Here is a 12,668-nt window from a genome sequence, read left to right as displayed (position 1 = left end):
AACGGCTTCGTGCACCGACTGCGCCCGCCTGATGGTGCGCGCAGCTGTGGTGTTGCAGGTAGTGCGGTGCAGCGAGGTGGTGCGCAGCGGTTGCAGGCATCGGCAGCGCGGCGAGCCGCAAGTGTACGAGCGGCCCCTGCCGTTTTCGAGCAGCGGCCAGCCGCGCCGACCGGTGCCCACAGTGCCGACGGCGCGACTCAGCTGGCCGACTTCAGCGTGCCCTTGGGCAGCACGTGGCCCACGGCGCTCTTCTGCACGCGGATGCGCACGTTGTCGGCCACCTCGATGCTGATGAAGTTGTCGCCGATGTCGGTGATCACGCCGGCAACGCCGCCGGAGGTGATGACTTCGTCGCCACGTGCCAGCTTGTCCAGCAGCGACTTGTGCTCCTTCTGACGCTTCATCTGCGGGCGGATCATCAGGAAGTACATGACCGCAATCAGGATGATCGGCAGCGCAAAGGTGGACAGGCCACCCATCGGGCCGGCTGCCGGCGCGCCACCGGTGGCTTGCGCCTGGGCGACGGGGATCAGGAAATCGAGCAAATTCATTCAGTGCATCCTAGTTTGGTGCCAGCGCGCCCACGGGCCCACTCGCTATTCAGGTACCGCCAGGGCGGAACAGCCGGGAATTATGCCATGCAGGCTCCAACGCGTCCGCGCCAGGGCGCGGGCGGCAGGGTTCAGCTGGGTTCCCCCGGCAACGGCGGCGTGGTGGCGCCGCGTGCCGCATAGAAGGACCGCCGGAACTGCACAAAGGTTCCCGAGGCGATCGCCGCGCGCATGTCGGCCATCAGCGTTTCGTAGTACCAGAGGTTGTGCAGCGTGCCCAGCATCGGCGCCAGCATCTCGTTGCAGCGGTCCAGATGGCGCAGGTAGGCGCGCGTATAGCCGCTGCTGCAGGCATGGCAGCCGCAGCCCGGCTCGATGGTGTCCAGGTCGCGCTCGTACTTGGCGTTACGGATGCGCACGGTACCGAACGAAGTGAAATAGTGGCCGTTGCGCGCGTTGCGGGTGGGCATAACGCAGTCGAACATGTCCACGCCGCGCGCCACGCCCTCGACCAGGTCCTCGGGCCGGCCCACGCCCATTAGGTAGCGCGGGCGGTCGGCCGGCAGCTGCGGGTGCAGGTGTTCGAGCATGGCATTGCGCTCGTGCTCGGGCTCGCCCACCGCCAGCCCGCCGATCGCGTAGCCATCGAAGCCGATGGCGTGCAGGCCGTCCAGCGAACGGCTGCGCAGGTCCGGATGCACCCCGCCCTGCACGATACCGAACAGCGCCGCATCGTTGCCCAGCCCGTCGTGCGCATCGCGCGAGCGCTGCGCCCAGCGCAGGCTCAGCTCCATCGAGCGCCGCGCCACCTCCTCGGTGGCCGGGTACGGCGTGCACTCGTCGAAGATCATCACGATGTCCGAATCGAGCACCTTCTGAATCTTCATGCTCTCCTCGGGGCCCAGGAACACCCGCGCACCGTCGGTGGGCGAGGAAAAGGTCACGCCCTGCTCGGTGATCTTGCGGCGATGCGCCAGCGAAAACACCTGGAAACCGCCGGAATCGGTAAGGATCGGCCCGTCCCAGCGTGCAAACCCGTGCAGCCCGCCGTGGTCGCCGATCACCTCCAGGCCCGGGCGCAGATACAGGTGGAAGGTATTGCCCAGGATGATCTCCGCCCCCAGCGCGCGAATCTGCTCGGGCAGGATGCCCTTGACCGACCCATAGGTGCCCACCGGCATGAACGCCGGGGTTTCCACCGTGCCGCGCGGAAAGGTCAGGCGCCCACGCCGGGCATGGCCGTCGGTGGTCTGGAGCTGGAACTGGAGTCGGGACATTGAGGGGCCGGGATTTGGAATTCGGGATTTGGGATTGGCAAGAGCGGCTGCGGCGGTGGGCGGAAGGCCGCGGCAACGTCCGAGCCCGCTCACTTGATGCTTGATTGCCGTGGCGACATGGCCGCTGGCTGTGCGTTGAAACTTGGGAAATCTGCAGCGAGTTTGGCGGAAGCGGAAAGCGCAGCAAACCTCCGCTTTTACGAATCCCCACTCCCGAATCCCCAATCCCTGCCCCACAGCAACATCGCATCGCCATACGAAAAGAAGCGATAGCGCTGGGCGATGGCGTGCTGGTAGGCGGCGAAGATGCGCTCGCGGCCGGCGAAGGCGGAGACCATCATCAGCAAGGTGCTTTCGGGCAGGTGGAAATTGGTGACCATCGCATCGACGCTGCGGATGCGGTAGCCGGGCAGGATGAAGATCTGGGTTTCGCCGGCGAATGGCAGCAGTTCGCCGTCCGGGGCCGCCTCTGTCTTGCGCCAGGCGCTTTCCAGCGAACGCACGACGGTGGTGCCGACCGCGATGACGCGGCCGCCGCGCTCACGCGTGCGGCGCACCTGCTCCACCAGCGCGGCACCGACGTTGAGCCACTCTTTATGCATCACGTGCTGGTCAAGCGCATCCACGCGCACCGGCTGGAAGGTGCCGGCGCCCACGTGCAAGGTGACGTGGCCGAACTCCACCCCGCGCGCGCGCAGGCGTTCCAGCAGCGCCTCGTCGAAATGCAGGCCGGCGGTGGGCGCGGCGACCGCACCGACTTCGCGCGCGAACACGGTCTGGTAGCGCTCGCGGTCTTCGATACCCGGCTCGCGGCGGATGTAGGGCGGCAGCGGCAGGCGCCCGGCCTCCAGCAGCCAGTGTTCCAGCGGGGTCGGGATCTCGAAGCGCAGCAGATAGAACTCGCCGTCGCGCCCGAGCACCTCGGCCTGGCCACCAGCGTCCAGCGCGATCAGGCTGCCGGCCTTGGGCGACTTGCTGGCGCCGATCTGCACCCGCGCCTCGCGCTCGCCCAGCAGGCGCTCGATCAGGATCTCCACCCGCCCGCCGCTGGCCTTCTGCCCGAACAGCCGCGCCGGGATGACGCGGGTGTCGTTGAAGATCAACAGGTCGCCCGGCTGCAGCAGCTCCGGCAGATCGCGTACCTGGCGGTCGGCCAGTGCTTGCGGCGACGGCGGCACCACCAGCAGCCGGCTGGCCGCGCGCTCGGCAAGCGGCGCCTGGGCGATCAGTTCGTCGGGCAGGTCGTAATGGAAATCGGACTTCTTCAAGGCCGCAGGATTGGTTGGCTGAGGAGCCGGGCATTGTAACTGCGGCCGGGATTCGGGATTCGGGATTTGGGATTCGCAGTGAGGCGGGGATTGGAGATTGGGATTGGGGATTCGCAGTGAGGCGGGGATTGGAGATTGGGGATTGGGGATTGGCAAAAGCAGGATCCGCTAGCCGGAACGTGTACGACACAAGCCTGCCCGCTTTTACGAATCCCCAATCCCCAATGCCAAATCCCGGCTCCCCTCACCGCTCGAACTTCGTCGACAGAATGATCGACGTCGTCGTGCGCTCCACCCCATCGATCGCGCCGATGGCGTCGGTGAGCACGTCCATCTCGTTGACCCCGCCCACCACCCCCAGGGCGATCAGGTCGTAGGCGCCGCTGACCGAATGCAGCAGGCGCACCTCAGGGATGTCGCGCAGCGCCTTGACCACGGCCGGCATCTTCTTGGGCAGCACGGTGATCAGGATGTGCGCACGGATGCGGCCCTGCTCGTAGTCGTCATGGGTGCGCACGGTGTAGCCGCTGATCACGCCGTCGCGTTCGAGCTTTTCGATGCGGCTCTGCACCGTGGTGCGCGAGAGCCCGAGCCGGCGCGCGATCTGCGCGGTGGAGGCGCGCGCGTCCTCGCGCAGCAGCGATAACAGGCGTTCGTCGGATGGGGTGATCTTCACAATGCGCATTCGTTTCGGCGAATCGCCGAAAATACCGTACTTCTTGCCCAGATTCACGCTGCCAAACGCCGATCTTCTGCCGATAATAGAAGAACAACGCCACCTTGCAGGAGATGCGCCATGTCCGTCCTCGCCCCGCTCGCCCCGCTGCGTGCCCATGCCGGCCGCCGCCTGACCGATGGCCTGGACGATGCCGCCATCGTGCGCCTGGCCGCCAACCACCCCGACCTGCAACACGCCATCACTGCGGCAGCCGCCGAATACGCGCTGGTGCGCGATGAGGCCGCCGACCTGCTGGACCTGGACGAAGACGCCCAGATCGGCGCGGTGCAGGACGGCTTCATCAACTTCTACGCCGACGACGCGGTAACGCCTTACGTGGCGCTGGCCGCACGCGGCCCGTGGGTGATCACGCTCAAGGGCGCGGTGCTGTACGACGCTGGCGGCTACGGCATGCTGGGCTTCGGCCACACGCCGGCGCCGGTGCTGGAAGCCATGGCGCGCCCGCAGGTGATGGCCAATGTGATGACGCCCAGCCTGGCGCAGCGCCGGCTCGACCGCGCCCTGCGCGCCGAGATCGGCCACAGCCGCGGCGGCTGCCCGTTCGCACGCTTCATGTGCCTCAACTCCGGTTCCGAAGCGGTGGGCCTGGCCGCACGCATCGTGGATACCAACGCCAAGCTGCACACCGACCCGGGCGCGCGGCATGCCGGCGCCACCATCAAGCGCCTGGTGGTCAAGGGCAGCTTTCACGGCCGCACCGATCGCCCCGGCCTGTATTCTGACTCCAGCCGCAAGACCTACAGCAAATATCTGGCCAGCTATCGCGACGAGGACTCGGTGATTGCGATCGCGCCCTACGATGTGGCCGCGTTGCAGCGCGCCTTCGACGAGGCGGCGCGCAATCACTGGTTCATCGAGGCGTTGTTCCTGGAACCGGTGATGGGCGAAGGCGACCCAGGGCGTGCGCTACCGGCCGAGTTCTATGCCGCCGCGCGTGCGCTCACCCGCGCGCACGGCAGCCTGCTGCTGGTGGATTCCATCCAGGCCGGCCTGCGCGCGCATGGCGTGCTGTCGGTGGTGGACTACCCGGGCTTCGAGCAGCTGGACCCGCCGGATCTGGAAACCTATTCCAAGGCGCTCAACGCCGCGCAATACCCGCTGTCGGTGCTGGCAGTGACCGAGCACGCCGCGCAGGTGTACCGCAAGGGCACCTACGGCAACACCATGACCACCAACCCGCGTGCGCTGGACGTGGCCTGCGCCACGCTGGCCTTGTTCACCCCGCAGGTGCGCGACAACATCCGCACGCGCGGCGCGCAGGCGATTGCCAAGCTGCAGGCCCTGCAATCGGAGCTGGGCGGCCTGATCACCAAGGTCCAGGGCACCGGCTTGCTGTTCTCGTGTGAGCTGGCGCCGCAGTTCAAGTGTTACGGCGCCGGCTCTACCGAAGAATGGTTGCGCCACCGCGGCGTCAACGTGATCCACGGCGGCGAGAATTCGCTGCGCTTCACCCCGCATTTTGCGATGGACGAAGAAGAACTGGATCTGCTGGTCGGCCTGATCGCACGGGCATTGAAGGAAGGCCCGCGCCAGACCCAGGCCGAGGCCGCCTGATCCGGGCGGGTGCGCATCGGCTGCGGCGCAGTCGATGCGGGCCTGGTGGTAACGCGCCTGCCCCGCCTGGTGGGTGTGACGCGGGTTGAAGCGTTTGGTTTGGGTGACAGCTGATTGCGATCGTGCTGGCCGGCAATCAGGGCAGTGCAGCCCGATCGGCCATCGCGCATCGCAGCGTGATGGCAAGCTGCGCTGCGAAGTACATGACGTCCGCGTCCTTTCGCATGACTGAATGCCACAGCGTCAGACCCAAGGCGTCACCTATCTGCTGCTGCTCAGATCGGCACTGCACTCAACTTGCGCCGCAGATAGTTGGTCACCGCGCGCCGTGGCGATTTTCCCCGCCACGATGCCCAGCACAGGTGCGAGCCCACCGCGGCCTTGCCGCCACGATGGCCCAGGCCGAACCAGGTGCGGTCCGGGTGGAACGCATCGCGCGGCGGAAGCACGATGCCCGCAAACTGTGCAGCGTGCGCGTTGTAGAAACGCGTCAACCCGCGCGGCCCGGAAATCATCGGAATCTGCCGGTGGTCCTCCAGCGTTTCCGGCGCATGCACGTTGAAGATGTGCTCGATGAACGCGCGCCAGAACGGATGGCCCGCTTCGGAGCCGAACACGGCATTGCCGATCTTGAAGTCGTCGTGACCCGGAGCGCCTTCTTCGATTGGCAACACGCACTGCTGCGACAGCACGTCCGCAGCCAGCGGACGCAACAGTTTGTAATCGGTATCGAAGTAAAACCCGCCATGCGCATGCATATAGGCACAGCGCGCGATATCGGCCTTCATCACGCCGAAGCGGATGCGCTCGTAATGCTCAGCAAACTCCGGGAATGCACGCCGCATCAGTTCCGAATTATCGGCATCGTCCCAGAGGTGGCACGTCCATCCAGGCAGCAGGCGCTGCAAACGGTCGCAAATCCTGCGCTCCTCCCATAGCAGATGCTTGGTCGGTGCGGTCAGGTGAAAGAGCGGGGGAATCATGGGCAGGGCTCGGTGGGGCTGGGGGAACCGGACCCTGCGCCGTGGCACTGCATTGCAGGGCGTCACGGACACGAGTCCGGCACACCCACCGTAGCCACATTATCAATGTGACGTAATTCGCATTTTTTGATAGGACGCCCGCGCGTCATTCGAAGAATCTATGCGCGCACGAAGTTTCCTCACAACGCCCTCATTCATCACGACGATTCGCCCGAATAATCGTCGCGTTGTCATCTTTACGTCACTCCCAGCACCGATCCGCCCGCCCTTTCAACGTCGCCTCGCGCGGACACGTGCGTGGGGCGATACGTCCCTGCACATGCTCGATCAACCGCTTTGCACCCTGTGCATCGCGTTGCAACTCGAATGCGTCGTACAAGCGGCCTGTGGCGGTGCGCGATTCGTACACCAGGCGCTGCCTGTCCAGTCGAAGCACCTGATACAACTGGGTGTCTTCACCCACCGGCCGCATGGTCTTGCGCGCCATGTCCGAGAGGCGGTACTGCTTGGGCCCGGCCACCGACACCACGAATACCGGCGTTGCCTGCCCCGGCTGGTCGCCGCGCCGGCCGTAGGTGTGGTCATGGCCTTGCAGCACCAGATCCACCTTGTGCCGGCGAATCACCGGCAAAACCTGCTCCACCAGTTTTTCGTTCTCGCGATCGGCACGTGGCGAGAAGAACGGCTGGTGGATGAGCACGATCGACCACGGATGCGGGTTGTCGGCCAATACCTTGTCCAGCCACTGCGCCTGCGCCGGGCCGGTGCCCAGATCCAGCACCGAGGTGCCATCGAGCACGGCAATGCGCACGCCCTGGTAATCGAACCAGTAGCTGGTGCGCGCGGTGGCCGAGGGCCCGTTATGCGGCAATGCAAAGGTCACTGGCCAATGGTTGCCCAGGGTGCGGGTCGCCTGCGGAGACTCGTCGCCTTCCTCGTGATACTCGTGGTTGCCCGGCGCCGGCGCCACCGCCGTGCCTTCGAGCAGCCAGCGCCCGGCTTCGAACCATTCCGCCCACTCGTTGTCGTCCTGGCCGTCCTTGCCGCTGACCAGATCGCCGGCGAACAACGCAAGCCGCGCGTCCGGCGCCGAGCGCCATGCCTGGCGGATCACCCGCGAGACCAGGCTGAGGTTCTTGTTCTGGGTATCGCCGAAATACAGCAGCGTCAGCGGGGCGTCCGCCGTGGCAGCGGTACGGAACTGATTCCAGGCGCCCCAGGTGTCGTGGCCCTGCACGCGGTAGGCATACAGTGTGTCCGGCGTGAGCCCGGCGATCTCGGCCCGGTGATGGTGCGAGCTGCCATTTTCGCTGGCCAGCGTCGCCGTGGTGGCACGGATGCGCCGCGGCGTGCCCAGGTCGGGCGAATCGCCGGCAACCACCAGTTCCAGCCAGGGCTGGCTGACGCTGGCATCGGTGCGCCAGGCCACCGCAAACCCGGTGGCCGCATCCTGCGCCGGCGTGGCGACGATGCGGTCGGGAAAGCCGTCGGCCACATAGTGGGTGGAGCCGGCCGGCACCTGCGTGTTCGGCTCGGCAGCGCGCTCGGCCGCACACACCTGGCCAGCGGCCAGCGCAAGCACCGACACCACCACGGACAGCGCCCTGCGTGGGGCGTTCATGGCGCGCAGTCCTTCAGCCGCAAGGTGCGCGCGATGTCGCGCCAATCGAAGGCCGCCACCGCCTGGTCGTCGTGCAGCGCGTAGAACACGCCACCGGGAAAGCGCGCGTCGCCACGTTGGTCCAGCCACACACCGTCGGTGTTGGCAGTCACCCGGCCGGCGAAGGCGCCCACGTGCGCCAGCGTCTTGCGGTCGAACACCTGGAACACGCTGCGGTCCTTGAATTGATCGGTGGCGATCCAGTAACCGCTGCCGTCGGCGCATTGCAGCAAGGTCAGGCCTTCGGCCTGCGCCTTGAACAGCCCGGTGCCGACATTGCGCCCGCGATAGCGCCCGTCCATGCCGTACTCGCGCAATTGGGTGCCGACGGCCACGTCCTCTTCGGCAATCATCAGCCGCGCATTGGCCTCGTCGCCGAAGACCGACTCGGCAATACGGATGGCACCGGCCTCGGTGGTATCGCCAAAGCTCTGTGTCAGCCGCGCCTGCCAGCCCTGCCCTGCCGCGTTCAACTGATAGCGCCGGAAACGCTGGCCCAGCTCGGCCAGCGGCGGCGGCTGGTCCTTGTTAGCCGGCGACATGTAGTTGTCGCTGACCACCACCTCGTAGCCGCCGTCGTGCTTGCGCACCCACAGCCCGTAGGGCTCGCGCAGCGCATCCTGGCCGAACGCGGTCAGCGGCCTGAAATCCGGCAGCGAAAACACCTGCACGCGGCGGTTGTCGCGCTCCACCACGAATACCAGGTCATCCACCACCGAAATGCCGTTGGGGCGATCCAGCCTGCCCAGTGCCTTGCCCTTGCCGCCCACCACCCGCAGCCGCTTGCCGCTGTCGCCGTCGAACACCACCAAGGCATGCGTGGCCTTGGCCGTGGCGATCACCCAGCGGCTGCCATCGGGGGCGCGCCAGCTGGCCGGCGAATCCAGGTTATCGGTGGGCGTGAGCGCGGTGATGAAGGCTTCGGGCACCACGTCGTGCGCCACCTTCGCTTCGCTGAGCGTGGGATCCTGCAGCAATGCTTCGTCGGCTTCGCGGTCGACGGCGTGGGTTGCACAGCCGGCCAGCGCCATCGCCCCTGCCAGCACGGTGGCCGGCAACAACACGGCGGCCCGCATCACAGTGCCACCTTCAGGCCAAGCGCATAGGTCCGGCCATATTCTTCGTTTTGCAGGGTGCGCGAGCGCACGCCCTGGTACAGCTCCAGCGGTTCGTCCAGCAGGTTCTGTGCTTCCAGGTACAGGCTGACGTGGCTGTTGAACTGATAACTCATGCTGACATCCAGCTGGGTATGCGGGGCAACGTAGATATCGTACGCACGACTCTGTCCGATGGTGTCCAGGTACTCGCTGCGGTACACCGCTGCCACACGTGCACTGAAGCCGTACTTTTCGTAACCCAGATGACCGCTGTAGATGCGCTTGGACGAGCGCGGCAGCATGAAGTCCTCGCCGGCGCGATCGCTCAGCCCCGGGTCGAAATCGCTGTCCAGCGCGGTGGCGCTGGCGCCGAGCAGCAGGCCGTTCCAGCCTTCGGGCAGGAAGTCCAGGCTCTGCTGCCAATTGAATTCGGCACCGCGCACCTTGGCGGTGTCGCCATTGATCGCGCGCGTCACCTGCAGGCCGGGGAATTGCACATCGGTGGTGCTGATGGTCTGCACGATGTAATCGTCGATCGACTTGTCGAACACACCCAGCGACACCAGGCCGGTGCTGCCGATGTACTTCTCGAACGACAGGTCCAGGTTGGTGGAGCGGTACGGGTTGAGATCGGGGTTGCCGATGTTCACCTCGTTGTCGCCGCGATTGATGCTCACCCGTGGCGATACATCGCCGAACGAGGGCCGCGACAGGGTCTTGTTGGCCGCAAAGCGCAGCACCCAGTCGTTGCCGCTGTCGTAGCGCAGGTGCAGGCCCGGGAGCACGTTGGTGTAGCTGCTGGACGCTTCGCGCGGGGTCACCGTGGCGGTGCGGCCGTCTTCGGCCACATCCACCTGGTTGCCGGTGGCGTTGAACTGGGTGTTTTCCACGCGCACGCCGGCAATCATGCGCAACGCGCCGATGTCCCAGGTTCCCATCGCGTAGGTGGCGAACACGTCTTCGGTGGCGGTGTAGTCGTCCTGCAACGACACCTGCTGGTTGGCGCCGACATCCTGCGGGCGGGCGCTGTAGAGATTGCCCGACGCACGCCAGTAGCGGCGCATGCCGTCCGAGCCGATGCTCTGCCCCAGGGTGCCGCCGCGATGCTCCGGCGGCGCCGTGGTCCAGCTGCTCGGATCGATGGCCGGGCCGCGACGCAGCTCGCGTTCGTCCACGTTGACATCGCGCTCGCGCCAGCGGCCAAGCACGCCCATCTTCAGGCTGGAATGTTCACCGTCGAAGCGCACGTTGAGTTGCGCGCTGTGCTCGCTATCGTCCACCGCCTTGGGTGCGAGCACGAAACGGTCGAACACGAACTCCTGGTTGCTCTGCCAGCCGTTATCCGAAAACCCCAGGCGCGGGATGCCGCTGCGCTGGTCCACCGTAGCCGAGAGGTCGTCGCCGTCGTAATCGAAGTACGCCTCCATCTCGTCGTTCACCCGCTCGGTGGTCTTGGTGTAGCCGGCCTTGTAATCGATGGTGGCGCTGCTCAGGCGGTTCTCGCCACCGACGCTGATGGCGGTGTTGTCTTCCTTCTTGGTGCGGTAACGCACGCGCTTGGAAATGCTGTCGGCCGGCAGGTCGGCCACGGTGTAGGTGCCATCGCCGTTGGCGCTCACCTGGCCGTCGGCAAGGCCGAAGATGGTGCGCTGGCGCGTTTCGGCATCGTCGAAACGGCTGTACAGCGAGCGCAGGTAGTAGCGGTTGTCCGCATCCGGGCGCCAGTCCAGATTGAGGTTGGCGCCCATGCGGGTCCGCTCGATGAAGTATTTGCGGCGCTGCACCTGGCCAGCGAACAGATCGTCGGCGGCGCCACCTTCGAAGCTGTCGTAGGCCACTTCGGTATTGTCCGATTCGAACTCGCGGTCCTGATAGTTCACCCCCACCGCCACGCCGAAGGTGCCGCCGACAATATCGCTGTAGTTGAACGCGCCCTTGGGGCTGGTCTTGCCGGACAGCGACTGATGGCTGCCCTCGATCGAGCCGCGCAGCGTGCGCCCATCGCGGTCGAAGGCGGAGGTGGATTCGACCTGGATGGCGCCACCGATCGAATCGCCCGGCATGTCCGGGGTCGGCGACTTCACCACCTTCAGGCGCTCGGTGGAATCGGAGGGGATCACGTCCAGCGGCGCGGAACGCGTGCCGTCTTCGGGCGTGCCCATGTTCATGCCGTCGATGGTCACGCTGTTGAGCGCCGAATCCAGGCCGCGGATGACCACAAAACGCCCTTCGCCCTGGTCGCGGGTGACGCTGACACCGGGCAGGCGCTGCAAGGATTCTGCAACATTCTTGTCGGGGTAACGCCCCAGCGCATCGGAGGCGACGGCGTCCTGGATGGCATCGGAGGCGCGCTTGAGGTCGACCGCGCGCTCCTGCGCTTCCTGTTGCGGGCGCACTTCCAGGCGTTCCAGATCGATGGCGGCTGCACCGCTGGCGGCACCGCCGGCGGCAACAGGCTCTGCCGCATGTGCCTGCGGGCCCCAGCCGGCGCTCGCCAGCGTCAGCGTGATCGCCAGACAGAGCGGAGTCTTGTTCGACACGAGTGCTTCCCCAATCGGTTAAGAATGGGTGTGCACACTATGTCCGCGACGTTTCACCGACATGACATGTGCAAGCGCGATCACATGCGCACTGTGGCGACGCCCTGGCTGGCTGCGGCACACTGTGCCTCTTTCCTGCCTGTCGCCGCCCATGAAAATCGTCGAAGTCCGCCACCCCCTCGTCCAGCACAAAATCGGCCTGTTGCGCGATGCCGCCCTGAGCACCAAGGGCTTTCGCGAACTGGTCACCGAGCTGGGCACCCTGCTGGCCTACGAGGCCACGGCGAACCTGGACACCGAATCGCATGTGCAACAGGGCTGGGCCGGCCCGGTGAGCGTGCAGCGCATCGCCGGGGCCAAGATCACCCTGGTGCCGATCCTGCGCGCGGGCCTGGGCATGCTGCCCGGTGTGCTGGCCCTGATCCCGGCGGCACGCGTCAGCGTGGTCGGCCTGCAGCGCGACGAAGAAACCCTGCAGCCGGTGCCCTACTTCGAACGCCTCACCGGCCGCCTGGAAGAGCGCGAGGCACTGATCCTGGACCCGATGCTGGCCACCGGCGGCACCCTGATCGCCACCATCGACATGCTCAAGCGCGCCGGTGCGCGCCGCATCAAGGGCATCTTCCTGGTCGCCGCACCGGAAGGCCTGAAGGCCCTGGAAGCAGCGCATCCGGACGTGGAGGTCTACACCGCCGCCATCGATGACCACCTCAACGAAAAGGGTTACATCCTGCCCGGCCTGGGCGATGCGGGCGACCGGATCTTTGGCACGCGGGTGGAGTGAACGGCGCTGGCTTGAAGCCCCTCTCCTCTCGGGAGAGGGGTTGGGGTGAGGGTACGGTGCGTCAGTGTTCCTGCCGACGCCGCACCCTCATCCGGCGCTACGCGCCACCTTCTCCCGAAGGGAGAAGGAACAGCTGCTTGGCACGCGGGTGGAGTGAACGGCGCTGGCTTGAAGCCCCTCTCCTCTCGGGAGAGGGGTTGGGGTGAGGGTACGGT

Annotated in this window: 10 protein-coding genes; 2 read left to right on the top strand and 8 right to left on the bottom strand. The window is 66.3% G+C overall.

What is annotated here, in order from left to right:
* Positions 1-197: 197 nt before the first annotated feature.
* The 4 genes from yajC to ABQZ09_RS13690 all read right to left on the bottom strand — a co-directional run bounded on the left by yajC (position 198) and on the right by ABQZ09_RS13690 (position 3,772).
* A complete protein-coding gene (gene yajC, locus ABQZ09_RS13705) occupies positions 198-551 on the bottom strand; it encodes a preprotein translocase subunit YajC (protein WP_039412960.1) in 354 nt (117 codons plus the stop codon).
* Between the two features lie 131 nt (positions 552-682).
* A complete protein-coding gene (gene tgt, locus ABQZ09_RS13700) occupies positions 683-1,828 on the bottom strand; it encodes a tRNA guanosine(34) transglycosylase Tgt (protein ID WP_349777137.1) in 1,146 nt (381 codons plus the stop codon).
* A gap of 197 nt (positions 1,829-2,025) precedes the next feature.
* Complete coding sequence (gene queA, locus ABQZ09_RS13695) at positions 2,026-3,096, bottom strand: tRNA preQ1(34) S-adenosylmethionine ribosyltransferase-isomerase QueA (protein WP_349777136.1); 1,071 nt, start codon at positions 3,094-3,096, stop codon at positions 2,026-2,028.
* A gap of 244 nt (positions 3,097-3,340) precedes the next feature.
* Positions 3,341-3,772, bottom strand: a complete 432-nt coding sequence (locus ABQZ09_RS13690; RefSeq protein WP_011259127.1) for an Lrp/AsnC family transcriptional regulator — start codon at positions 3,770-3,772, stop codon at positions 3,341-3,343.
* 120 nt (positions 3,773-3,892) lie between these two features.
* Here ABQZ09_RS13690 and ABQZ09_RS13685 point away from each other — a divergent pair, with 120 nt between their 5' ends.
* The gene (locus ABQZ09_RS13685; protein ID WP_349777135.1) at positions 3,893-5,389 is read left to right on the top strand and encodes an aminotransferase class III-fold pyridoxal phosphate-dependent enzyme; all 1,497 of its coding nucleotides are present in this window, start codon (positions 3,893-3,895) and stop codon (positions 5,387-5,389) included.
* Between the two features lie 275 nt (positions 5,390-5,664).
* Here ABQZ09_RS13685 and ABQZ09_RS13680 read toward each other — a convergent pair whose 3' ends face one another.
* The 4 genes from ABQZ09_RS13680 to ABQZ09_RS13665 all read right to left on the bottom strand — a co-directional run bounded on the left by ABQZ09_RS13680 (position 5,665) and on the right by ABQZ09_RS13665 (position 11,669).
* Positions 5,665-6,372, bottom strand: a complete 708-nt coding sequence (locus ABQZ09_RS13680; protein WP_349777134.1) for a glycosyltransferase family 32 protein — start codon at positions 6,370-6,372, stop codon at positions 5,665-5,667.
* A gap of 241 nt (positions 6,373-6,613) precedes the next feature.
* The gene (locus ABQZ09_RS13675; protein ID WP_349777133.1) at positions 6,614-7,993 is read right to left on the bottom strand and encodes a purple acid phosphatase family protein; all 1,380 of its coding nucleotides are present in this window, start codon (positions 7,991-7,993) and stop codon (positions 6,614-6,616) included.
* Positions 7,990-9,108 (bottom strand): phytase, encoded by a 1,119-nt coding sequence (locus ABQZ09_RS13670; protein ID WP_184554870.1) that lies wholly within the window; start codon positions 9,106-9,108, stop codon positions 7,990-7,992. Before ABQZ09_RS13670 ends, ABQZ09_RS13675 begins: the two co-directional genes overlap by 4 nt.
* On the bottom strand, positions 9,108-11,669 hold the full coding sequence (locus tag ABQZ09_RS13665; protein ID WP_349777132.1) for a TonB-dependent receptor: 2,562 nt from the start codon (positions 11,667-11,669) through the stop codon (positions 9,108-9,110). Before ABQZ09_RS13665 ends, ABQZ09_RS13670 begins: the two co-directional genes overlap by 1 nt.
* Positions 11,670-11,820: 151 nt before the next feature.
* Here ABQZ09_RS13665 and upp point away from each other — a divergent pair, with 151 nt between their 5' ends.
* Complete coding sequence (upp, locus tag ABQZ09_RS13660; protein ID WP_047695014.1) at positions 11,821-12,453, top strand: uracil phosphoribosyltransferase; 633 nt, start codon at positions 11,821-11,823, stop codon at positions 12,451-12,453.
* Positions 12,454-12,668: the final 215 nt, after the last annotated feature.

Source organism: Xanthomonas sp. WHRI 6106, from assembly GCF_040202405.1.
GTDB classification, from domain to species: domain Bacteria; phylum Pseudomonadota; class Gammaproteobacteria; order Xanthomonadales; family Xanthomonadaceae; genus Xanthomonas; species Xanthomonas cannabis.
This window is presented reverse-complemented; position numbering and strand designations above follow the sequence as displayed.

What these genes read in the sequence shown, in the direction of transcription:
- yajC (WP_039412960.1), bottom strand. Translation starts at nt 551, where the DNA reads ATGAATTTGCTCGATTTCCTGATCCCCGTCGCCCAGGCGCAAGCCACC.
- upp (WP_047695014.1), top strand. Translation starts at nt 11,821, where the DNA reads ATGAAAATCGTCGAAGTCCGCCACCCCCTCGTCCAGCACAAAATCGGC.
- ABQZ09_RS13680 (WP_349777134.1), bottom strand. Translation starts at nt 6,372, where the DNA reads ATGATTCCCCCGCTCTTTCACCTGACCGCACCGACCAAGCATCTGCTA.
- ABQZ09_RS13670 (WP_184554870.1), bottom strand. Translation starts at nt 9,108, where the DNA reads ATGCGGGCCGCCGTGTTGTTGCCGGCCACCGTGCTGGCAGGGGCGATG.
- tgt (WP_349777137.1), bottom strand. Translation starts at nt 1,828, where the DNA reads ATGTCCCGACTCCAGTTCCAGCTCCAGACCACCGACGGCCATGCCCGG.
- ABQZ09_RS13675 (WP_349777133.1), bottom strand. Translation starts at nt 7,993, where the DNA reads ATGAACGCCCCACGCAGGGCGCTGTCCGTGGTGGTGTCGGTGCTTGCG.
- ABQZ09_RS13685 (WP_349777135.1), top strand. Translation starts at nt 3,893, where the DNA reads ATGTCCGTCCTCGCCCCGCTCGCCCCGCTGCGTGCCCATGCCGGCCGC.